This window comes from Streptomyces sp. NPDC104226 (assembly GCF_055584085.1).
This window is the reverse complement of sequence record NZ_JBVJMS010000002.1, coordinates 435,033-455,038: the sequence shown is the minus strand read 5'-3', so window position 1 is coordinate 455,038 and position 20,006 is coordinate 435,033. Positions and strand designations below refer to the sequence as shown.

The 20,006-nt window shown below is 69.0% G+C and carries 24 protein-coding genes and 2 pseudogenes; 13 read left to right on the top strand and 13 right to left on the bottom strand.

All coding sequences use genetic code 11. The features are described 5' to 3' along the window. Window positions 1-419: 419 nt before the first annotated feature. On the bottom strand, window positions 420-803 hold the full coding sequence (locus ACZ60J_RS07405) for a DNA ligase-like domain-containing protein (RefSeq protein WP_469679485.1): 384 nt from the start codon (window positions 801-803) through the stop codon (window positions 420-422). Next, window positions 804-1,286 carry an ATP-dependent DNA ligase gene (locus ACZ60J_RS07400; protein ID WP_469679484.1) on the bottom strand — a complete coding sequence of 161 codons (483 nt, stop codon included), beginning with the start codon at window positions 1,284-1,286 and terminating at the stop codon, window positions 804-806. It lies immediately after the preceding gene. A 26-nt stretch (window positions 1,287-1,312) separates the two neighbouring features. Between ACZ60J_RS07400 and ACZ60J_RS07395 the strand changes: the two genes are divergently transcribed. The 7 genes and pseudogenes from ACZ60J_RS07395 to ACZ60J_RS07365 all read left to right on the top strand — a co-directional run bounded on the left by ACZ60J_RS07395 (window position 1,313) and on the right by ACZ60J_RS07365 (window position 5,529). Then, complete coding sequence (locus ACZ60J_RS07395) at window positions 1,313-2,200, top strand: barstar family protein (RefSeq protein WP_469679483.1); 888 nt, start codon at window positions 1,313-1,315, stop codon at window positions 2,198-2,200. Window positions 2,201-2,425: 225 nt separating this feature from the next. Then, a pseudogene (locus ACZ60J_RS07390) lies at window positions 2,426-2,834 on the top strand (DUF4253 domain-containing protein). A gap of 22 nt (window positions 2,835-2,856) precedes the next feature. Beyond that, window positions 2,857-3,267 (top strand): transposase, encoded by a 411-nt coding sequence (locus ACZ60J_RS07385; RefSeq protein WP_469680256.1) that lies wholly within the window; start codon window positions 2,857-2,859, stop codon window positions 3,265-3,267. Window positions 3,268-3,363: 96 nt separating this feature from the next. Further along, window positions 3,364-3,825, top strand: coding sequence for a hypothetical protein (locus ACZ60J_RS07380; RefSeq protein WP_469679482.1), 462 nt, complete (start codon window positions 3,364-3,366; stop codon window positions 3,823-3,825). Between the two features lie 112 nt (window positions 3,826-3,937). Further along, window positions 3,938-4,255, top strand: a complete 318-nt coding sequence (locus ACZ60J_RS07375) for a hypothetical protein (RefSeq protein WP_469679481.1) — start codon at window positions 3,938-3,940, stop codon at window positions 4,253-4,255. A 148-nt stretch (window positions 4,256-4,403) separates the two neighbouring features. Then, on the top strand, window positions 4,404-4,835 hold the full coding sequence (locus ACZ60J_RS07370; protein WP_469679480.1) for a hypothetical protein: 432 nt from the start codon (window positions 4,404-4,406) through the stop codon (window positions 4,833-4,835). Beyond that, on the top strand, window positions 4,825-5,529 hold the full coding sequence (locus ACZ60J_RS07365) for a hypothetical protein (RefSeq protein ID WP_469679479.1): 705 nt from the start codon (window positions 4,825-4,827) through the stop codon (window positions 5,527-5,529). The genes ACZ60J_RS07370 and ACZ60J_RS07365 overlap by 11 nt, the downstream gene beginning before the upstream one ends. Before the next feature lie 270 nt (window positions 5,530-5,799). Here ACZ60J_RS07365 and ACZ60J_RS07360 read toward each other — a convergent pair whose 3' ends face one another. Beyond that, window positions 5,800-6,351: a YciI family protein gene (locus ACZ60J_RS07360; protein WP_469679478.1), complete on the bottom strand. Its 552-nt coding sequence runs from the start codon at window positions 6,349-6,351 to the stop codon at window positions 5,800-5,802. A gap of 237 nt (window positions 6,352-6,588) precedes the next feature. Here ACZ60J_RS07360 and ACZ60J_RS07355 point away from each other — a divergent pair, with 237 nt between their 5' ends. Further along, entirely contained in the window at window positions 6,589-6,783 is a 195-nt protein-coding gene (locus ACZ60J_RS07355) for a hypothetical protein (protein ID WP_469679477.1), read from the top strand. A gap of 11 nt (window positions 6,784-6,794) precedes the next feature. Here ACZ60J_RS07355 and ACZ60J_RS07350 read toward each other — a convergent pair whose 3' ends face one another. Continuing rightward, window positions 6,795-7,127 (bottom strand): GmrSD restriction endonuclease domain-containing protein, encoded by a 333-nt coding sequence (locus ACZ60J_RS07350; protein ID WP_469680255.1) that lies wholly within the window; start codon window positions 7,125-7,127, stop codon window positions 6,795-6,797. Window positions 7,128-7,452: 325 nt separating this feature from the next. Between ACZ60J_RS07350 and ACZ60J_RS07345 the strand changes: the two genes are divergently transcribed. Next, window positions 7,453-7,680, top strand: coding sequence for a hypothetical protein (locus ACZ60J_RS07345; protein WP_469679476.1), 228 nt, complete (start codon window positions 7,453-7,455; stop codon window positions 7,678-7,680). Between the two features lie 184 nt (window positions 7,681-7,864). Here the strand turns inward: ACZ60J_RS07345 and ACZ60J_RS07340 are convergent, their stop codons facing one another. After that, complete coding sequence (locus ACZ60J_RS07340; protein ID WP_469679475.1) at window positions 7,865-8,887, bottom strand: ribosome-inactivating family protein; 1,023 nt, start codon at window positions 8,885-8,887, stop codon at window positions 7,865-7,867. Between the two features lie 243 nt (window positions 8,888-9,130). Here ACZ60J_RS07340 and ACZ60J_RS07335 point away from each other — a divergent pair, with 243 nt between their 5' ends. After that, a complete protein-coding gene (locus ACZ60J_RS07335; RefSeq protein WP_469679474.1) occupies window positions 9,131-11,380 on the top strand; it encodes a helix-turn-helix domain-containing protein in 2,250 nt (749 codons plus the stop codon). Between the two features lie 71 nt (window positions 11,381-11,451). Here the strand turns inward: ACZ60J_RS07335 and ACZ60J_RS07330 are convergent, their stop codons facing one another. The 4 genes from ACZ60J_RS07330 to ACZ60J_RS07315 all read right to left on the bottom strand — a co-directional run bounded on the left by ACZ60J_RS07330 (window position 11,452) and on the right by ACZ60J_RS07315 (window position 13,081). Then, on the bottom strand, window positions 11,452-11,847 hold the full coding sequence (locus tag ACZ60J_RS07330) for a hypothetical protein (protein ID WP_469679473.1): 396 nt from the start codon (window positions 11,845-11,847) through the stop codon (window positions 11,452-11,454). Window positions 11,848-11,944: 97 nt separating this feature from the next. After that, window positions 11,945-12,274, bottom strand: a complete 330-nt coding sequence (locus tag ACZ60J_RS07325) for a hypothetical protein (RefSeq protein ID WP_469679472.1) — start codon at window positions 12,272-12,274, stop codon at window positions 11,945-11,947. Between the two features lie 226 nt (window positions 12,275-12,500). After that, on the bottom strand, window positions 12,501-12,746 hold the full coding sequence (locus ACZ60J_RS07320) for a hypothetical protein (RefSeq protein ID WP_469679471.1): 246 nt from the start codon (window positions 12,744-12,746) through the stop codon (window positions 12,501-12,503). Next, window positions 12,743-13,081, bottom strand: a complete 339-nt coding sequence (locus ACZ60J_RS07315) for a Ser-Thr-rich GPI-anchored membrane family protein (RefSeq protein ID WP_469680253.1) — start codon at window positions 13,079-13,081, stop codon at window positions 12,743-12,745. Before ACZ60J_RS07315 ends, ACZ60J_RS07320 begins: the two co-directional genes overlap by 4 nt. 296 nt (window positions 13,082-13,377) lie before the next feature. On the opposite strand from ACZ60J_RS07315, the gene ACZ60J_RS07310 reads away from it, so the two are divergent. Continuing rightward, window positions 13,378-14,646, top strand: coding sequence for a DUF2716 domain-containing protein (locus tag ACZ60J_RS07310; protein WP_469679470.1), 1,269 nt, complete (start codon window positions 13,378-13,380; stop codon window positions 14,644-14,646). Window positions 14,647-14,676: 30 nt separating this feature from the next. Here ACZ60J_RS07310 and ACZ60J_RS07305 read toward each other — a convergent pair whose 3' ends face one another. Next, window positions 14,677-15,672, bottom strand: a complete 996-nt coding sequence (locus tag ACZ60J_RS07305) for a DUF6236 family protein (protein ID WP_469679469.1) — start codon at window positions 15,670-15,672, stop codon at window positions 14,677-14,679. A gap of 323 nt (window positions 15,673-15,995) precedes the next feature. On the opposite strand from ACZ60J_RS07305, the gene ACZ60J_RS07300 reads away from it, so the two are divergent. Beyond that, a complete protein-coding gene (locus ACZ60J_RS07300) occupies window positions 15,996-16,916 on the top strand; it encodes a hypothetical protein (RefSeq protein ID WP_469679468.1) in 921 nt (306 codons plus the stop codon). Here ACZ60J_RS07300 and ACZ60J_RS07295 read toward each other — a convergent pair. Beyond that, complete coding sequence (locus tag ACZ60J_RS07295; protein ID WP_469679467.1) at window positions 16,822-17,991, bottom strand: barstar family protein; 1,170 nt, start codon at window positions 17,989-17,991, stop codon at window positions 16,822-16,824. The genes ACZ60J_RS07300 and ACZ60J_RS07295 overlap by 95 nt on opposite strands. A 103-nt stretch (window positions 17,992-18,094) precedes the next feature. After that, a complete protein-coding gene (locus tag ACZ60J_RS07290) occupies window positions 18,095-18,391 on the bottom strand; it encodes a hypothetical protein (protein ID WP_469679466.1) in 297 nt (98 codons plus the stop codon). 374 nt (window positions 18,392-18,765) lie between these two features. Between ACZ60J_RS07290 and ACZ60J_RS07285 the strand changes: the two are divergent. Beyond that, window positions 18,766-19,151, top strand: a pseudogene (locus ACZ60J_RS07285) (barstar family protein). 186 nt (window positions 19,152-19,337) lie between these two features. Here ACZ60J_RS07285 and ACZ60J_RS07280 read toward each other — a convergent pair. Next, window positions 19,338-19,994 carry a response regulator gene (locus ACZ60J_RS07280; protein ID WP_469679465.1) on the bottom strand — a complete coding sequence of 219 codons (657 nt, stop codon included), beginning with the start codon at window positions 19,992-19,994 and terminating at the stop codon, window positions 19,338-19,340. Between the last annotated feature and the right edge of the window lie 12 nt (window positions 19,995-20,006).

The window sequence follows — 20,006 nt, the reverse complement described above, 5'->3', positions numbered from 1 at the left end:
CGCTGGTCCACCCCGGACAGCCCGAGGACGGAGCGCGGTACTCGACCGTACGGGCCGACCACGGCTCTGCATCAGCGGATCGACGAGGAGCTGACGGCTGTCAGACGACTCTCTGTGTGCTCATGCAGTGGGGTGACGGTGACACTCCCGTTGCAGACGAAGCGTGATCTCGTTTGCGACCGGGCTGGCCGTTCATGTGCGACGACACCGTGGACACGATCGCGGTCGCGGCGGGACGCCGGATCAAACGGCTGCACGGGCGGGGAGCGGTGGCTTGTGGGCCGCCCACATCTTTGGGCTGCTGTAGGCAAGTAGGTACGCCCCGATCGAGGACCGGCGTTTTGAGGGTGACGGACGGGCCGGCCCGACGTCTTCAGGCACTGGCGCGGACCGCATGGATAGGGATGGCGTGGGCTGCCTCAGTCGTGACGCCTTATGACCGTGACCACGGGGTGCCGGGTGGTCCCCGCCGCGACCTCCACCATCATGACGCCGCTCGCCCTGCGGTACGTCTCCCCGTCCTCGGTGCGGCCCGTTCCCTTCTCGTCTGGGGCTTGCAGGGATGCCGCGATCTCGCTCGCCAGTAGCGCGGTGAGCCGTTGGGAGCGCGCGATCCTGCCGTCGGGAAGTGCGACGACGAGGTGGTGGGGCCGAGCCAGGGTGCCGGTGTACCCGATCACTCTGGCGTCGACGTTCTGCGTGTGCCGGCCCTTCTGCCAGATGCGCTGGCCGCCCCTGTACGGGGACGCCGCCCGCTTCGCCACCACGCCCTCGACGCCGTGGACGTCCGTCCAGTGCTCCATTTACTCCGTGGCCGTGGCCGGGGCGGTGGTCATCGGGCACCACATCCAAGGGGTGGTCAGCTCCCGGGCCGCGAACAGGACCTCGAGCCGGCGCTGACGCTCGCGATCGGGGAGAGTGAGCAGTGCCGTGCCGTCCAACTGCAGGGCGTCGAAGACGATGAAGAAGGCCGGGTTCTTCGCGGCGAGCGCGGCTGCGGTACGCTCGCGGGCTGCGGCCCAGCACTGGAGGGCTTCGAAGGACAGGTGGCCAGCTTCTGTGGCCCAGACGACGAGCTCGCCGTCGAGGACCAGGCCGTCGGGCAGCTGGGCGGCGGCAGCCGTCAGGTCGGGGAATCGGTCCTGGATCAGGGAGCCGCGCCTGCTCTGGAGCAGCAGCCGGCCTTCGGTGCCTGTGGGGGTGAAGAGGATCGCGCGGTGGCACAGATGCCCCCCAACGACCGCCCTCGCCCGCCGCGGGTCCGCACCCCTGCGCTGAAAGACCACTCCTGCCCGCCCCGTAGGCTCACACCATGCCGATAGAGGACAGCGCGCAGAACACCGTCAAGCACTGGCAGGACTGCACGGACGTGTACGACGTCCTCGAGCAGATCCGCCTCCGCCCCGGCATGTGGCTGCCGGGTCACTCACTGCGTCACCTGGAAGCGCTCCTCGCCGGCTACCGCGTCGCCCTGGGCGTGCACGCGATCGACGAACCCTTCGACTTCTGGCCCGAAGAGCGGTTCACGCAATGGCTTCACGTGAGCCGAGGGACATCCAGTTCCCTCAGCTGGGCTGCCGAGATCGAACGCACCACGCCTGAGGACTCCAACCCGGTCGAGGAGTTCTTCCGACTGCTTGACGAATACCGCCGCCACGCCGCCTCGAAGCCGGCGCCGAGAACGTCGAAGGCCGGCTTCCCCGGCATCGAGTACATGGGCAACACGTTCGTCACCCTCTTCTGGCGCCAGCGTCTCCTCAACCAGGCCGTGCAGCGTCTCGAAGACCGTGACTTCCGCGCCATCCGGCTGGCAGCAGGCCAATGGAGCACGGAGAAGGACATGCACCGCGCCATCGCCGCCGCCCTGCACTTTCCCGACTACTACGGCCACAACCTCGACGCGCTCAACGACTGCCTCGGCGATGTCGCCTGCTACGGCGGCTACGACGATGACTCTGTGGAAGGCGCGGGGCTGGTTCTCGCCTTCACCGACTACGACCGATTTGCAGCTACCTGCCCGCGGGCCGCGCAAATCGTACTCGACATCATCGCCGACCGGGCCCGCCGTGCTGCCGTACTTCAGCGCCGGCTGATCTGCCTGGTTCACAGCAACGACCCCGACATTCGATTTGACCCGGTCGGTGCCATGCCCGTCATGTGGAACAGCGACGAATGGATGGACGCCAACCGCCGAGGCTGAGCAGGTGATCACGAGCATGTCAGGGGCCCCGACTAGCATCCGCCCGTGACCCCTGAGCTACTGACGACTTTTGCCGCCCCCTCCCGCCCGGCAGATTGATCACGTCCGATGAAGGCGACGGAGACGTCCAGGCTCTGTGGCTGAGTGACGGCGCCGTACCCGCGGAGACGTGGAAGCGGATCCGCGACCAGCACCCCCACACAGGCGTGTGGCCCCTGCTGCTCGATGCACTGGACCCCAAGGACGGTGAGTTCCGTCCTTGGGGGAACCGGGGCTTTCCTCGTCGACCGGCCGCAGACACGTCTGGGGCTGATCGCCGCAGGCTCGGGTGCCGCAGCGCTGACGGCCGCGGGCTGGTTCGGACCCTGCAACTACGACAACGACACCGCGAGGATCTCCGTGGTCCTCCTGGACTGGGAGCACCGGTTCGGCCCGTGTCGTCGCAGCGGGGTTCGACACGCTGCACCTCAGCGTCGCCGCGCCGCCGGTGAGCGAGCAGGATGCGCTCCTGGTAGCGGCCGAGGACTTCGCCCTGTGCCCGGACAACATCTGGCAGGGCTGCAGGCCGTACACCCTGGCCGCGTACGCAGCGCGGATCACCGGCGCCCACCGCTGGGACTTCTGGTGGGACTGATCCGTCCCACACCCGGGAAACGATCACCCAGCTCGCGGGAAGCGACCTTCAAGGGCTTCACGCGTGCCTGATCAGCGGTACTCGTGAACAACCCGACAGAGGAAGACAAGGCTGGTCTGAAGGGGGTCCTGGCCCGCTGCCCCGACTGGAGCAGGCCGCCGGGCATGTCCGCGACTTCGGCGAGATCCTTACCGACCGCCTTGGCTCGACACTGCCCACCTGGATCGACGCAGTCGACGCCAGTCAGCTACCCAGTCTCACCGGCTTCGCACTCCACCTGCACCGCGACCTCGACGCCGTGGCAGCAGGGCTCACCTTGCGCTGGAGCTCCGGCAGCATCGAGGGCGCCGTCAACCGCATCAAGAAGATCAAACGGCAGCTCTACGGCCGCGCCGGATTCGAACTACTCCGCAAGACGATCCTGCTCCAGTAGCACTCCAAGCCCTCCGAACCCTGCGCCAAACCGAGAACTCACAGCACACAACGAGCTTGGCTGGGGCATGTCGGCACCGCCGCACATAATGCCGCTGTGGACCTGAGACCGGAGCTGCTGCCCCTGCCCCTGCCCGTGAGCCAGCCGCGAATGAACGAGCTGTGTACTGAAGTTGAGCGGATCGCTGAGCTACTGGCCGCCTGTCCAGAAGCGGCGTGCGAGGCGATCGCGGCGTTCAACGCGATGACCGGTCACGACTACGTGGCTCTCGACTTCGCTGAATACGACGGCAGCAGGAGCCTGGAGGATTTCGCGAACGAGGCGGCCCGGCCGGCTCGCCCCGTGGTTGCGGACATTACCAGGGACGAGCTCGTTGAGATCGTTCGCAGACTCCTGACCGCCTCCGCGAACAGCGACCACTATCGGCGGCTTCTTGAGGCGAACGTGCCGCATCCCCGGGTGAGTGACCTGGTCTTCTACCCCACGGACGTCCTTCAAGACCCATCTGCGGAGCAGATTGTCGATGAAGCACTGAGCTACCGGCCGATCGCGCTCTGAGCGAATCGAACGCCACCGTCACCCTCTGCGGCTGCTCCCCAAGACCTGTGCCAGAACCCGCTTCTCGCCCTGCACCTCGACCGTTCAAATCGCTCCTACGCGACCCGGGCGGATGATGCTGGCGTCCACGACCTCCTCGGACATCCAGCTCTGGGACGCCGCCGCCGGCTCACCGGTCGCCCACTGGCACACCCCCGACACCCTGGCCCTGACCGCGATCCCCGTCGACCACGGCCGCACCCTGCTCGCCTCGGGCAACCAGAGCGGCGTCCGCATCTCGGACCCCCTGACCGGCGACCTCAGGCACACCCTGCTCACCGGCGCCCCCGTCCACGCCCTGACCGTCGCCACCACCCCGGCGGGCCCGGTCCTCCACCTCCACGGCCCGGCCGGCCTGGCCACGCTGACGCTGGACCCGCGCTTGCTGTGACCGGCGGCCCGGGCAACCGACGCCCGGGGATTCCGACCATCCCCGGCGAACGGGTTTCCGGGACGGCCTGAATCCCGCAGGCGAGGCCTGGGATGCTGTCCCGACGCGTCTTACGGACGGCTGGCCGCGCCAGCGGGAGGGAGCCGGGATGACGGTTCTGGAAGGGTGCTTATGGGGGCTGCTGGGAGCGGCGCTCATCGAGGGCCTGGATCTCTACACCGCGATCCACACCACTGACGGCTGGCCCTGGAAGAAGAAGGGCGAACCCGCGCTCGCCCCGTACCTGACCGCCGTGGCCATCAGGCTGAGCATGGGGACCGGGCTCGCCCTGGGCTTCGCCGCGTCAGGCCAGGTGGCCGGGCCGCTCGCAGCCATGACGGTGGGGATCGCCGCCCCCAAGATCCTGCAGCAGCTGGCGAAACAAGGCCTCAACCATGTGGCGGTGACGGCCCCGCCCGTGGAAGCCGCTGCTGCCCCTGCACAGACGCCCGTCCCCCATCCCCAGCAGGGGGCGGCTCAGCAGCAGTCACCGGCTCCGGAGGCGACGGCGAACCAGGGAGGGCAGTACGGTGCGCTCTGACTCCTTCGCCTTCCGCACCCTCGCCAACATCGCCAGGACGGCCCCGCCCTTCGCACAGCCCCAGCAACGTCCGGCCGATGCCCGCACCACCCCTGGGAGCGCGCCGCGCTCGTTCCTCTCCCGGCTGTTCCACGCCCTGGCCTACGAGCCGCTGCACGAGGATTCCACCGGCCCGGACGCAATGCGGGTCCGGCCTGACGAGGTATCACGCCAGGTCGGGCCGAGGTCGATATCGCCCCAGGAGCCTCAACAGAACGACCCCCAGGGCGATACGCCCCCCTCCCAATCTGAAGAACAGGACCGCGAGCAGACCCGATCCACGCTCGCGATGGCCGTGACACGGATCCTCCGGACGCGACCCCAGATCGTGGCTCAAGTGCGGGATCCGTGGATCTTCCGGGAGATCCTCGGACTCCTCCACGCCCAGGACCTGAGCCACAGCCCTGAGCTGGATCAGCTCAGTCACGTCCTGGAGGAGACCGTGTACCGCCTCGCCGGCATCGGGCCCGCCGAAGACGAAGCCGAAGACATGGAAGACGTGCCTGAGGTGCTCGCACTCTTCAAGCTCCTGGCAGATGACGTCGACCGGCAGCCCCACAACGTCCACTTCGACGGGCACTCATCGTCAATCACTGTCTCGGGCTCGAACTCGCAAGTCGCCGCTGCCTCTCAGGACTCGCAGGAAGAAACGTAGGAGAAGGGGGTTCCCACGCGTCGCGGGGGTACCCGACCACCGACCGCTCCTGGCGACGGCGGACACGGTCCACCGGGTGGCGTACGCGAACCCGTTGTCCAGCGCCTCGACGACGGCGGGACCGCCGGCTCCCAGGGACCGCTCTCCCTCTGTCCGCACAGAGCGCCTGAGCCGCACCCGGCGAGGAGCAGGGTGAGGACCCAGGGCGCGGTGTCGGCTGAGACAGCGAGGGCCTCACAACCCAGCGATCGCATCGGTGGGCATTCTCGTTCATGACGGTAGCCCGCCGAACTCCCAGCTGTGCACCTCGATGTCGGCGTACAGGTCGTGTGTGAGGATGGCGCGCGCGGTGGCCGGGTCCGGGGCCCGGAGGAGCGCCGCCGTGCCCAGCCAGAGAGTCCCGTCGTCGGAGAGCAGCGGTCCGTAGGCGATCAGCTCCGTCGTCTCGGGCGGCAGCGCGAGGTCGGCGGCCTCTCCTGTGCCGAGGCCGAGCACCAGGTATCGGTTGCCTCCGTTCCGGCCGCCGGGGAAGTCCCACATGGTGCGCCCCAAGGTGTTGCGCCACCGTCGCACGAGGACGTCCCGGTAGGCGCCGGCCTGATAGTTCGGCTCGTCGAAGGCGAACGCGCGGGCGGCAGCGGGATCGGGTAGGTCGAGGATGTGCACGCTGCCGGTGAGGGTCTCGCCGTCGTCAGCGAAGGTCGGCCCTCGGGCGATCATCTCCTTCGCGAATCCGTGCATGTAGGACAGGTGCGCAGCGTTCAGTTCGTAGCGCAGCGACAGGGAGCCGGTGCGGTCTCGGTGGTAGCAGAGGAACTCCATGGCAGCACTGTTCCCTGGAACAGGCTGAGACGGCGAGGGGTTTCCCTGCGATGACCGTTCGAGATCAGCACTGTTCGTCGGGGTTCCTCTCACCAGTACCGGAGGACTGCTGTCAGTACCCGCCGAGGGGGAGACGACTTCGGCGGGCATGCTGCAGACCCTCCAGCGCGCTCGGCCTGGAGCGGTGTTGACGGGGGTCAGTGGCGACGCACGGGCCGCACGAACGTTGTTCCTCGTATGGACGACGACTTGCTGGACGTGCTCCTCGACGGGGCGACCGGGCCGCGCCTGAAGCTGATCAGCGAGGACGAGGCGCGTGCCGTGATAGTCCTCGTCGCGCGGCTCGACGATCGCGAGCAGCTCGAGGAGGTCTGTCAGGGGGCGGTGGAGCTGCGGTTCCGGATCGGGTCCCGGCTGGCCGTGCCTTCGTAGGAGAAGGTCGTCTACTTCGTGGTGGTGAAGGGGACGGTCTCGTAGACGATGGTGGCGCCGGGGCAGTCCTCGGCGAGATCGAGGAGCGCTTCGCGCTCGTGGTCGTCGGCGGTGAGGGACCAGCGGAGCTTGGTCTCGACCCAGCCGGTGACGTACGCGCAGTGGTAGGTCGAGGTCGGGGGCAGCCGCTCGGCGGGGTCCTTGTCGGCCTTGGACCGGTTGGACTTCGCGGTGACCTCGATCAGCGAGGTCGGGGTGGCCAGGTCGTTGGCGTAGGCCTCGCGGCGCTTCGCGGTCCAGGCCGAGGCCCCAGAGATCAGCGGCCATCTGATCCGTTGAGGCAGTGGGTGCTGCGTCCCTGTTGTGCTTGGTTATGCGGCTGGCGCCTGGGGCGTCTCGGTTTGTTTGGGGCGTTCCGCCCTCGGGCGGGCGTTCAAGGTGTGGGGCGCCTGCTCGGTCGCGGGTGTGGGAGCGCGCCGCCAGCCGCCCCGCGTCGGCCCTTGCCTCGGCCTACCCTCTGGTACTCGATCCGGCGCCGTGAAATTGGGCAGCCTCGTGTCAGCGCCGGGTGAAAGGATCGTCGGCGGCCGGCATTCCGGCCGTGACGGGGGACTGGGATGGACATCGAGCACACGCACGTGTGGCCGCGCGGGGGCGACGCCGTCGGACATGTTCCGGCTGGAGCTGTGGCTGGCCGGGCACGGCTGGGAGGTGGATCCAACGGTCTACATGGCCGGCGCGGGCGGCGCGGCCGTGCAGGTGCGGCGTACCGGGGCGGCGTGGGACGACGGAGAGCCTGGCCTGCTGATCCTGCCCGCGGAGACCGTGGTGTGGGACGGGGCCCGAATGCGGATCGCGCCCCAGGCCGCCGTCCCTGCCCGCTGCCCGACCTCTTAAAGATCAAGCTGAAGACCCGTGTGACCGTTCACGCTTGCTGGCGAATGTTCATCGGAGGGCGAGCCATGCCTGGCTGCGGGGAAGGACGGCGGCCGGGCCCAAATCCGCAGTGGATTAGGGCCCGGCCGGGTGCCGCGGGCTGACCTGGCCCTTCGGCTCGGCTGTCGATCATCTCTCCCCATGGTCACTTGCTGCTGAGCAGGCCGATGAAGGGGGCGATCCGGGGGACGTCGGTGTTCATGCTGCCCATTGCGATCTGCGTCGCGGACGCGTACACGCGGCCGTCGATGTTCACGGAGGTGGGGGTGGTACCGGCCAGGTTACGGTGGGCCACCCGGGACAGGTCCGCCCAGTGCCTCTCAAGCTGGTAGCCGAAGTTGCCGATGTGCGAGGGGCGGCCGGGGTCGGTTGAGTCGCCGCCGTAGGCGATGGACTGGTCGATCCGGCGCTCGATCCACCCGAACCGGGCGGCCTCGGCGGTCATACCGATGATGTTGGCCAGGGTAGAGCGCAGAGTGTTCGGGACCAGCGGCTGGTCGGTGGCGAGTTCAGCCACCTCGCTGACGATGTTCCAGGGCGTGTGCTGGAAGTTCTGCCGTGCTCCGTTGGGGTCGAGGGCGTTGTAGTTGCCGCTGTAGCCGAGGTCCTGGAAGAGCAGGGCGGACGTACCGCGGGCCACGCCCATCAGGGCGCCCAGGTTCGAGCGCAGGACGGGGTCGTTGACGCCCGCGCGCGGGCTGCTGTCGTGGAACTCGTAGTGCCGGTTGTGGGAGGAGAATCCCACGAGGTAGAGGTTGGCGGCGTTGAAGTACAGCGCGACGTGGCTCGCAGCGGGGCCGCCCCCGATATTGGTCCAGACGCGGACCTCAATGATCCGGTCGGTGGCCCCGCTCTGCCGGGTGTCCAACATGTCACGGTCGCTGGTACGGCTCATCTGCTGGCTCACTGCGGCGCGGAAATCGCTGATGAAGCGGTTGTAGCGGTTCCTGCGGTCCCAGGCCCGCTGGGTCCCGTACTGGTCGGCGTCAGCGTCCCCGTATGTTTCCAGGTGCCAGTCGACAGCCGTCCAGTTGGTGAGGTTCGGTGCCACCGCATGGGCCGATGTGATTCCGCTGGTGGACGCGAAGGTGCAGGCTGCCAAAAGTGCCAGGAACATGATGCCCAGACGCCTGCCGGCGCGGCGCAGGGTGGTGCTCGGATGATGCATCGGCGTGACTTCCCCGGAGGTGTTCGATGCGGACTACGCGCTCGGGCGCGACAGGTTCCGCATGCAGGAGGTGGTGGTCCGCAGGGTCCGGTTGCTGCCGGGCCCCTGGGTTCGTTCCTCTACCCAACCCGTGCGGATGGGCGTGGACCAGGCAATTTCGCCCGCGAAAGTAGGGGCCGCATACTTTTGCGCGTTGGGTTCGCGGTTCGGCGGGGCCACGTCGAACACAGGAAGATCATCAGCATGGCCTCGACCACACCGGCCGACTACTCCTTCGGTACGCTGCTGCACGCCCTGCGCCGCCGGGCCGGGCTCAGCCAGGAACACCTGGCGCACACGGCCGGGGTGAGCGTGCGTACCCTGTCGTACCTGGAGCAGGGCCGCTCCCGCGGACCGCAGCGCCGTACCGTGCAGGCGTTGGCGAAGGCGCTGGGCCTGGATCCGGCCGGTGCCCGGGAGCTGGAGGCCGCCGCGAGCGCGGGCCGGCCCCGCCCCGTCCGCACCACGGATGCCACACCGCCATCGGTCACCCCGCCGCCGGACGTCCCGGTGCCCGCCCTGGCATCGGAGGCCACTGTGAACGCGCCCGACCTGCTGCCGCGTGCGCCGCGCGGTTTCCACGGCCGGGCGGCCGAGCTCGCCGCGCTCACCCGGGCCACCGCGGGCGAGGCCCCGGTGTGCCTGGTGGTGGGGCCCGCCGGGGTCGGCAAGACCGCCCTGGTCCTGCACTGGGCCCGCCACGACCCGGCCGGCCTGGCCGACGGTCGCCTCTACGCCGATCTGCGCGGCTTCAGCGACATGGGCGAGCCGGCCGCCGCCGAGGTGCTGCGCGAGTTCCTGCTGGCCCTCGGCGTTGCGCCGGAGCGGATACCGGAGTCGGAGCACGCCGCGGCCGCGCTGTTCCGCTCCCTGGCCGCAGACCGGCAGCTGTTGGTCGTCCTCGACAACGCCCGCGACTCCGACCAGGTCCGCCCGCTCCTGCCCGGCGGCGACCGCTGCGTCACCGTCGTCACCAGCCGCCACCGCCTCGACGGGCTGATCGTCACCGACGCCGCCCGCCCCCTGGCCCTCGACGTCCTTCCGGCCCAGGACGCCACCGCGCTCCTGGCCCAGGTCCTCGGCCCCGACAGGGTTGCCGCCGAGCCGGCGGCCGCACAGGAACTGGCCGAGCTGTGCGGCGGCCTGCCGCTGGCCGTGCGCGTGGTGGCCGCCCGCCTCGCCACCCGACCCGACCGGTCTCTGACCGCCATGGCCGTCGAACTCGCCGACGAGACACGTCGCCTCGGCCTGCTGGAGCTGGAGGACACCGGTGTCCGGGCCGCACTCCGCCTGACCCTGCGTCAGCTCCCCGAGCATGCCCGCGCTCTGTTCGCCGCCCTGGGCCGCCACCCCGGCAGCCACGTCGACCGGTACGCCGCCGCGGCCCTGGCCGCCACTGACCCGACCGACGCGGAGACGGCCCTGGAGCGCCTCGCCGAAGCACACCTGGTGAACGAGACGGCGCCCGGCCGGTGGACGATGCACGACCTGGTCCGGCTCTTCGCCCGCGGCCTGGACGCCCACCCCGACACCCTCGCGCGCGTCCTCGACCACTACACCGCCACCGCGATCGCCGCCGTGGCGGCGGCCGAGCCCGGCTCGGAGGACTGCTTCCCCCTCCCGGCCGGCTTCCATCCTCCCGCCGCGGTGCGCCAGTTCGGCGACCGGGCCGCGGCCGTGGCCTGGTTCACCGCCGAGCGCGACAACCTCACCCAGGCGGTCGCCGCCGCGGACACCGCCCGCCTGCACGAGCGGACCTGGCGCATCGTCATGACGATGTGGCCGCTCATCGTGTGGCGGGTGCGCGACGGCTGGGCCCCGCTCCTGGAAACCGCCCTCGCCGCCGCACGGGCCGACGCCGACGAGCACGGAGAGGCACGGGTGCTCAACATGCTCGGCTGGGTCCTGACCGAGGAGGACCGCACCCCGGAGGCACTCGTCCATCTGGAGGCCGCCGTCGTACTCGCCACCCGTGCCGCCGACGCCTTCGCCGAGGCCAACGCCCTGATCGTCCTCGCCATGGCCCAAGCCGCCCTCGGTGACCTGGACCAGGCCGCCACCAGCTGCGAGCGCGCCGCCGACCTGGCCCGCCGGATCGGCGACAGCAGGATCGAACGCCTCGCCACCCAGCACCTCGCCCGCCACCAGGCCGACGCCGGCCACTGGCACCAAGCCCTCACCACAGCCACCCGCGCCATCGACTTCAACTACCGGCCCGGCACCACCGACATCCCCCACATCCTGCTGCTCATCATCAAGGGCGAAGCACTCGTCGGACTCGGCCACCACACCGCCGGCGTCGCCCAACTCGATCTCGCCGCCCGGGAAGCGGAGGCCGCCCGCTACGACGACGGCACGGTCCGAGCCCTCGCCGCCCTCCTGCGCGCAGCACCGGACCCCGAGATCCAGGCACGCTACGACACGGCACTCGCACGACTCACCACCCGGGTCTGACCGCGGCCGCACCCACACCGGCGGCCCGGGCAGCCGGAAGGCCACGCCAGCGCCGCAACCCCCGACCTACCTCACGTGCCTGACGAACCCCCAGAAATCCACGTGCCGCACCTGACCGGGGCGGCGGCCGTGCCGACGGCCGATCTCGCGCCGAGCTCGGCCGGCGTCTCCAGCAGAGCGACGTGGCCGAGGTCGTCCAGGCCAATCGCGCTTAAGCAAAGAAGGTCAGCTCGATCCGGTACGGGCGCAGCTCGACATCGGTTCGGGCGGGTGAGCACGGACGGCAAACCGAGGACGGCGTCGGCGGCGTGGGTGAGGACCTGAACGAGTCCGCCGCCCCGGTACCGGGCGGCGACCGCGAGGCCGTCGAGCTTCGGCTCCACGCACCACCCGGTTACCGGGTGCGCGAGACGGCGCTCCAGACCGGCGGCCCAGTCGGCGTCGAAGACGTTGTCGAGGGAGAGCATCGTGCGCGGCACACCCCCCCTGCACCACTACGCCCGCCACCTTCCCGGTCGGCGACCCCGGCCGTCTCGGCGACCTGTCCGCTGCGCAGGCCCGTACTCATCGCTGTTCCCTGGCGGCAGCGGCCCGGGCGGCGAGGGCGTCCAAGACCGGCCCGTGCGCCTGGTCCACCGAGATGTCCAGCCGGATCACGTCGGCGCCGGGGATGGGGGTGAAGGTGAAGAACGAGCAGCAGTCGCTCTCCCGGGCCGCCAGGTCGCGGACCCGCTCCTCCACGCCGTCGCCGCCGGCCCGGTCGAGGCACAGGTGGAGCGGCTGCGGCCGGGAGGTCAGCCGCTCGGAGAAGAGCGCATCCCACTCGGCGACCCGCAGAGGCCGCTCCTCGGTGGGCAGGGTGCAGGACTGCGGCGCCCAGGCAAGAGCACTCATCGCTCTTGCTCCCGTCATCACGTGCCCAGTGGTGGTTACACCTCCGACGGTAAGCCTGTACTTAGGTACAGGATGCAAGCTGCCAGCGCGGTTGTGTCAGGGGAGATCCACTGAGCAGGTAGGGGGAGACCAGAGCAAGGCGTGGCCGTTTCCCGTTTTCAAGGAGCCCCATCACCCCACCAGAGCGGCAGGTCCGCCCGGATCCCGAGGGCGGGCGGTGGGGGTATCAGATGAAGCCCTGCATGAGGCGGGCGATGCGTTCCGGCTCGGACGGGGACGGCGGCCCGGGGAGGGCCTCGGGCCCGAACCCTTCGAACGTGGCGGGGACCGGGACGATCCCGTCCAGCCCCTGTGCGTGCCATGGAGCATCCACATCCACATCGGGATCGGATTCGCTGTGGCCGGCGGGCTTGCCCGCGCGCATGGCGAGGGTCACGATGCGGCCGTCGTGTGCGAAGGAGAGGCGCTTCACGATGCGATCGGGGTGATCTGGATACCGGTGCTGAAGCCGTCCAGGACGGTCCGGGCCCGGACCTGGACACGATAGACGCCTGCGGGTACCTCAGGGACCGTGACGGCGACCGAGGTCCGTCCGGCCGGCACGGCTTCGGCGAGGATGGCGACGGGGACGGCTTGGCCGCCCTGCATCCGTACGAGCTCGACGTCCGCTTCCTCGCCGGCTCCTGCGGTGAAGTACCAGGCGACGGCCTGCCGACTACCCGGCTCCCACACGGACCCGTGGGCGGGCTCCGCGACCACCAAGTCGTCGCCGGCGGCGGCCAGGGCCCGCAGCGGGACGCGCAGCATGCGGCTCACACGCGCCGGCAGACCACGGCGGCGCACAGACATGATCCCGACGGACATACGGACTCCGATCAGCAAGAGAGGCACAGGATGATTCCGCCAGCCTAGGAAGCCGGCCTGCCCGATTCCCCCCACGAACACCGGATCAGGACCATCAGCAGCACACACGGGTCCCATGGCCCGCCCACTCCGGCCCCAGGACCCGCAACGAACGAACCGCTTGGCCACTCGGCCCGTGGCCCCACGAACCCGCACGACCCATCGCCGGGGCGGATTCAGGCCCACATAGGATCCCGATCATGGATGCGGGTGAGCGGTGGGCGGAGTGGAACAGGCTGCGAGGGCGCGTTCCCGCGTGGCATCCGGTCGGCGTGGTGGTCGCGGCCGACGGGCCGGTTGTGCGTCGGCACTACGGGACGCACGGCACTGCCGAGCACGCCCCCATCGTGCCCGGGACCGACCTTGTCGCGCTGGTGAGCCGGCAGCAAGAGGCCTTCGCGGAGCGCGGGGAGCCGGTGGAGTGGAAGGTGTACGGGCATGACTGCGAGGAGTTGGGCCCGGCGTTGACCGCGGCAGGTTTCACTGCCGGGTGGGCCCGTTCCGTTCTGATCGCCGACGTCCTGCCCGAGACGCGGCCCGGCTCCGCGACTCAGAACGAACCCCAGGACGGAGTCCATAACCTGTACGTGGTGCGGAGCCAAGGTGACCGGGCCCGGGAGATCGCCGTCGGTGCCCCCGGCCCACATGGGATGCCGTACATCGAGATGGTGGCCGACGGAGCCTCGGAAGACGGCGACGTCTTCGTCGACGTCCTGGTGGAGGACGGCCTCGTCGTCGCGGTCGCCTGGGCCCACCCCGACACGTCCCACCCATTCACTCTCATCGGGGGTCTGAGCAGCCACGACGCATGCTTCGTCCAGGCCTGCACAGATCGCTGGCGTCGTCGGTCCTGGCCGGGGAGGCCCGTGCTCGCCGAGGCCGACGGCAGTTTGCGCGAGCGGCTCCTCGAGAACGGATTCACCGAGGCCACCACCGTCCGCTCCTACCACTGGCGCCCGCCGGGCGCCCCTGAGACCAGCCGGCCCGCGCAGTTCCTCGACTGGCTCCATGACGACTGGCCGCTGTGGGACCGCTTCTACGCGGACTTCGATTTCAAGCCGAGCACCACTTACCGGCCCGCGATCACAGAGCCGTCCCCCTCGGCCGTCTGGAACCTGCACTCCCACCATCGGCTCGTCCCTGACCTCCCCGGGGAGCTCGATGCGATCGTCCAACGCGGACTGCTCGCCGCCACCGAGCCCGGGGAGTTCGTGCACTGGCTGGACTGGCAGCACGACGGCTACCGCTACGACCCCCGTCGCGTCGGCGTACCCGGCCGTCCCCCTGTCCCGGGCTACGGCACCTACCCCAACGGCGACTACTACCTCCACGTCACCCATGACCTGCGGCTGGGCACCTTCGGGCATCCCTGGGAGCAGACACTGACCGTCTGGGGAACCTCGCTCCTCGTAGCCGTAGAGGCCGAGTTGACCGGCCTTCTCGGTGACCCGGTCAGGCGCCGCGACTGAGCAATCGACCGTTCCATGCGGAAACCCGAATTACGCCAGCTCTCGATCCACGCGGTGGAGATAACTATAGGCATGATCATTATGCGAAGATGGGATGGTGCGGGCTTCGCGTGTGGCGATGTTGAATCCGATGCTCCCTGCGATAGCGGCGGCCCATGCCAAATCGGGGACCATCAATGCCCCTGCGGTCGTGGCGGCAATGGCAATTGTCGCCGAGACTGATTTGTAGACCCAGGACATTCGGACACCCTTCGCGGCCGACTCGTAATTTTTGCGCGCTCGGGTGATTTCCATTTGCATGCGCTGCAGAACATCTGCTGGGTGTTCCCAGTCGCTGCGAAGATTGTTCAGCAGCGACTGGGTCGTTCCGATCAGGTGCTCCCGTTCGTCGGCGTAGCGTTCGCGAAATGCCACAACGTCACTTGTCGGTGTCCCTGGGGCGGGGCTGGGTAGGAGTCGCCCGAGTTCCACTCGCCAGGCGCCTTCCCCTGCCCTGCCGTGTGGCGATCGCAGCAAAGTGTCCTCAGCTGACCGCTGATCGGTATGGAGTACGTAGGCGCGCTCGTATGATTGGGCGACGACCTCGGCGGCTATCGCCCCCATCAGGAGCAGTCGTACGTCACGACCTACGGCCAAGCGCAGGTGCGTCCAAGGCTCTGATGAGTTTCCCACTGCGTGCCCGAGCCCCAGACTCACGACTTGATGCTCCAGGTTATATCCGATTTTTCCGTAGTGCATGGAGACGGTCGGGCCTGACTGGGATTGCCCTCTGTCGGCAGCCGCGATTCTGCGCAGCTCGCCCAACAGGACGTCATAGTGGTGCTCATCGACTAGTGCATAGTTCGATGAATCCAGTGGGTGATAAAGCCCTCTGTCCCTGAGATTCCTCAGTTCGTTCGATAAGTTGGAATTTGCAATCACTGGGTCACTCGGAACCAGCGAAGCGATTCCGTCCCAATACAGCAATGCATGGTGTAGAACCTCGATGGGGGGCTTGATCATCGGGTAGTAGAGCAGAGTGGGCACAGGGTCTCTCCTCGCTACTGCCCTCGGCCACTTCCCAACGCCGGTCAGTGCCGAGGCGCGCCTCGTCGTGAGGGGGTTCCGGCTGCAGAGCCGTTTCTCGTTCGCCCCTCTGGGAGCATACGACTTGGGTCGGCAGCGTGCGGGTCAGATGTGTCGACCCGTCAAACTCGGCGCCGACAAGACGTACTTCTCCACCGAGTACCTGACCCGGCTGCGCGACCGGCTCTCCGAAGTGCGTGTTGTACCCGCAATGCCCCGTGGCTGATCCCGGAGCGATCGTGTGATCATGAGGCGTTGCATTCCTTCGCCCGCGAGGTGATCTTTTGACGAAGGTGGCGCTGCGTCCCTACGCACTGTTGCCTCGGCAGTACGACGAGCGGAAGGTGCTGGCCTCCACGATCGATCCGTGGGGCCGTGCTCTCTGGCTCATCTGCCCGGATGTTCGCTTCCCCCACAGATGGGGCGGGCGGGACGTCCCGGTTCCCGTGAACATGCCCTTCGACGCGTTGGTTGTCATCAGCGACCGCGGCCAGGTCCGGGAGCGGACCCTGTACGGCGTGGCTGTGGACCCGACGGCCTTCGACGCCCTCCCGGGTGGCGGGTTCGTCCTCTCCGGAAGCGGAGCGCCGAATGCTCCGTGCGGCCAGATCTTCGGCCCGGACGGGCGCTCTCGACGTCGGCTTTCCTTGGGAACCCACCTCACACACCTCGTCGCAGACCGAAGGGCCGGCTTCTGGACCGGGTACGCCGACGAAGGGATATACAGCGGAGACGGCGTCAGCGCGGGCGGGCTGGTCCACTGGGACAGCAGAGGAAACATCGCCGGCTCTCTGAACCCACCGGAGCCGTACCACCATGTGGCGCACATGAACGCGGTCAACGTCTTCGACGCCACCGTCCACGCCACCTACTGGCCCAGTGCACCACTCGTCGAAACGGCGCCCGACGGGATAGTCCGCATCCGCCCCCTGCCTGTCTCCCATCCGTCCGGCCTTGCGACCCGCGGTGACCGGTTGCTCCTGCTCGGAGGAAGCGAGCAGGGTGCCGTCACCCCTGCCCGGGCGTACGCCCTGCACCAGATCCGGCTGACGAAAGACGGAGCCACGGTCGTCGGCCGTGACGACCTCGTCTTCCCGAACGGCGACCCCGTCAGGCGCTACGCCCGTCCCGTATGCCGGGGTCCGCGCATCTTCCTGCGCGCCCTTCGCACGTTGCGGCAGTGGTGGGTGCTGGCCGTGCCATGACCCCTCGCGGTGGTGGCGCCGGGGACAAGGTGACCTGCATGCCCCCTTCGGCCAGGACGTCGAGGACCGAGGAGAACAGGTCGCGAGGTTGTCCGTCTGCTGTCAGGGTCTGGGACAGGCACTCGCGTGCGATCGTGGCGTTCCGCCAGAGCAGAGTGGCCGGGGCGGTGTAGCCGAACGTGCCGCCAAGGCAGTCGTCCAAGGCGGCCAGGCTGCTGCCGAAATAGCCGCCCGGGCCGTTTACCGCCTCGCCGAGCGCCAGGTAGAGGCCCGCTTCATCGGTGATGTGCCGGCCGTCGAGTTCGTACGCGTGCCCGGCCGGCCGGTCGTGGTGTGCGCGTCGGCAGGCTCGCTCCTGTACGAGTTCGAGCCAGGCCCCACGGAGTCGGCTGTCGAGCCCGCTCCAGGCGCCCAGGGTGTCAGGGGGCCCGGCGAGCCATTGCTTCCAGACGGTCCGGGCGTATTCGGGGACCGGAGCGAAGGGCTCTCCGTCGAGCTCCAGGTCGAGGAGTTCCGCCCCGTAGGAGGAGGGGCGCCAGGCGCTGACTCGGGCCCACAGCAGGCGCTCGGCGAGCGGCTCGCCCTGGTCGTCTCGTATCTCGAGGGAGGCTTCCTCCAGATCCAGCGTCCGTCGGGTGCCCTTCAGTAGCGCCGCCCGCAGTTGATCACCTGGGGCGAGTCCTCGTAGGACGAGCGGGCGAGCCGCCTGCCCGTGCGGTAGGACGCGGGCGAACTCCTGGCACGAGCCCAGCCATCGGTGCCCGTCGTGCACGCGGACAGGGCCCGTGTATCCCTCCGGCGGACCTTCGTAGCCGTCCAGACCGGTGAGTACGAGACTGTCCGTCCCGGCGAACGCCCCCAGGCTCTCCGCGTCCTCAAGCAGCCAGGGCCCGAGTGCCTCGTCGTCCGGTACCAGCCAGACCCGGCTGCCGACCCAGCCGCGCACCTCAGCTCGGTCCGGTACCCCGCCGAGCACTTCGTACGTCCCACGCCGCGGGTTTCCGAACAGGCCCTCTGCCTCGACGCAGACGCCCCAGGCGCGACCGTGCTCTGTCTCGCTCAGCGTGTACCGCATGCGCCCGCGATTGTTCCCGTCCTCATACTGTGACTGTGCGCGCTAGGTGGCGCCGTTCGTCATCTGGAGTGCACAACGCTTCCGCCGCTGTGGACGGCGTGGATCACGTCGTGGCATGGGGGATCCATAGATAGCCCGGGCGGAAGGGGACCCATGCCGGTCCGAGGGAGAGTCGAGATCGGAGACGGTCGGAGAGGACCAGGCCGGACAGAGTGCCGTCGACGAGTTCCTGCGACCAGCCGGTCGTCAGTTCGTCAATGTCGAGGAAGGACTCCGGGTCCCAGCCGACCATGGCGGTGACGTAGCCATCGAACCGCGAGAGCAATGCGTAGAGGCCCCGTTCCAGTTCCTTCAGCTCCTCGTCAGTGAGTTCGAATCTCGGCAGGCTGCCATCGGCCAAGACTCCATAGCCGACAGCTACCGGCAGGACGGAGAGCTGCACGGAGGGCCCATCGGTCGACAGCATGGGGCGGTGCAGCGGGATCCGATGCGTGCCCGCGGGAAGTGTGTACGGCCAGGGCTCAACGCGCGCAGCCGCCTTGGCCGCCTCAACGTCGTCGCCGAAGTCCGCTACCAATTCGAAGCACACTGCCACGTCTTACCCCCGCCTTGTCCGCCCTGGCGCGCTCGCCAGGTATCGCGCTCAAGGTGCCAACTGAAGCGCTCGAGCGCCAACCAGGGTGCTCAGTCACAACAAGTGTGACTGAGCATCCAAGGTGGCCCGGATGGACAACTCCGATGCGCAGATGCCAGGGCGTCGTTTAACGTCACGGCGTGACAATGATCTACGTACTGGATGGCAGCCGGATTCGCTCTCTGGAGGACTTCTGGCTGGTCATGGGCGAGGCGGTCAACGGCCCCGGCGGCTACTTCGGACGGAGCCTCGATGCTTCAACGACTGCCTGAGGGGCGGATTCGGCACGCCGGACGACGATGATTTCACTGTGGAGTGGCACGACCATGCCTACTCGCAGCAAGCCCTCGGGTACGCAGAGACAGCCCGTCAACTGGGGCTCCGCCTGGGGCGCTGCCACCACATGAACCGCCCCAGGGTGGCTAAGGAGCTTGCCGCGGCGCGTGGCAGCGAGGGCCCGACCGTCTTCGACTGGCTCGTCGAGATCCTCGACCGGCAGGTGCCCGGCGCTCTGGTGCTGCGCTGATCCCTTCACGCCTGGACCCACGGCCGAGGCACCGGTTGCCCTGCTCGACACGAGCGGACGAGCTTTCCCGTGCGGCCGCCACCAGGCTGATTCTGAGCATCGGAGTCGGCCTGTTGATGCGCCCAGAGCATGCGGTGCCGGGGGCCGTGGCGGCTCGCTGTGATGGAGGGGGGAGGGGGCCGCGGCTCAGTGCCTCGGGTCCTGGTGGAGCATGCGGATGACAGCCAGGACGCGGCGGTTGTGGTCTTCTGACACCGGAAGTTCCAGCTTGGCGAAGATGGCTGCGACGTGCTTTTCGACCGTACCCGCGGAGACGTGCAGGTTCTGGGCGATGGCGGAGTTTGAGCGGCCCTCGGCCATCAGGGAAAGGACGCTGCGCTCGCGGTCGGTCAGTACCCGCAGCTCCTCGGCGCGGCGGCCTGCTCCGGCCAGTTGGGTGACGACCTCCGGGTCGAGCGCGGTGCCGCCGGCTGCTACGCGTTCGAGCGCGTCGGTGAACTCCGCGACGTTGGCTACCCGTTCCTTGAGCAGGTAGCCCACACCCGCTGAGCCCTGCGCGAGCAGCCGGGTCGCGTACTTCGTCTCGACGTACTGGGAGAAGAGCAGGACACCGGTTCCGGGGTGCTGCCGGCGGATGTCGATCGCCGCGCGCAGCCCGTCGTCGGTGTGGGTCGGCGGCATCCGGATGTCCACGACGGCGATGTCGGGCCGGTGCTCGGCGACGGCCGTGCGAAGTGCGTCGGCGTCCGCGACCGCGGCCGCGACCTGGTGGCCGCGCATGGTCAGCATCTGGCTCAGCAGTTCACGCAGTACTGCGGCATCCTCGGCGATCACTACGCGCATAGGTGCAGCCTC

Excerpts from the sequence above, each read along its gene's own strand:
- ACZ60J_RS07395 (WP_469679483.1), top strand. The coding sequence starts at position 1,313 with ATGCCGATAGAGGACAGCGCGCAGAACACCGTCAAGCACTGGCAGGAC.
- ACZ60J_RS07325 (WP_469679472.1), bottom strand. The coding sequence starts at position 12,274 with ATGAGTGCTCTTGCCTGGGCGCCGCAGTCCTGCACCCTGCCCACCGAG.
- ACZ60J_RS07375 (WP_469679481.1), top strand. The coding sequence starts at position 3,938 with ATGATGCTGGCGTCCACGACCTCCTCGGACATCCAGCTCTGGGACGCC.
- ACZ60J_RS07310 (WP_469679470.1), top strand. The coding sequence starts at position 13,378 with ATGGATGCGGGTGAGCGGTGGGCGGAGTGGAACAGGCTGCGAGGGCGC.
- ACZ60J_RS07370 (WP_469679480.1), top strand. The coding sequence starts at position 4,404 with ATGACGGTTCTGGAAGGGTGCTTATGGGGGCTGCTGGGAGCGGCGCTC.
- ACZ60J_RS07330 (WP_469679473.1), bottom strand. The coding sequence starts at position 11,847 with ATGCTCTCCCTCGACAACGTCTTCGACGCCGACTGGGCCGCCGGTCTG.
- ACZ60J_RS07315 (WP_469680253.1), bottom strand. The coding sequence starts at position 13,081 with ATGCTGCGCGTCCCGCTGCGGGCCCTGGCCGCCGCCGGCGACGACTTG.
- ACZ60J_RS07335 (WP_469679474.1), top strand. The coding sequence starts at position 9,131 with ATGGCCTCGACCACACCGGCCGACTACTCCTTCGGTACGCTGCTGCAC.
- ACZ60J_RS07405 (WP_469679485.1), bottom strand. The coding sequence starts at position 803 with ATGGAGCACTGGACGGACGTCCACGGCGTCGAGGGCGTGGTGGCGAAG.
- ACZ60J_RS07295 (WP_469679467.1), bottom strand. The coding sequence starts at position 17,991 with ATGCGGTACACGCTGAGCGAGACAGAGCACGGTCGCGCCTGGGGCGTC.
- ACZ60J_RS07340 (WP_469679475.1), bottom strand. The coding sequence starts at position 8,887 with ATGCATCATCCGAGCACCACCCTGCGCCGCGCCGGCAGGCGTCTGGGC.
- ACZ60J_RS07345 (WP_469679476.1), top strand. The coding sequence starts at position 7,453 with ATGTTCCGGCTGGAGCTGTGGCTGGCCGGGCACGGCTGGGAGGTGGAT.
- ACZ60J_RS07360 (WP_469679478.1), bottom strand. The coding sequence starts at position 6,351 with ATGGAGTTCCTCTGCTACCACCGAGACCGCACCGGCTCCCTGTCGCTG.
- ACZ60J_RS07355 (WP_469679477.1), top strand. The coding sequence starts at position 6,589 with ATGGACGACGACTTGCTGGACGTGCTCCTCGACGGGGCGACCGGGCCG.
- ACZ60J_RS07280 (WP_469679465.1), bottom strand. The coding sequence starts at position 19,994 with ATGCGCGTAGTGATCGCCGAGGATGCCGCAGTACTGCGTGAACTGCTG.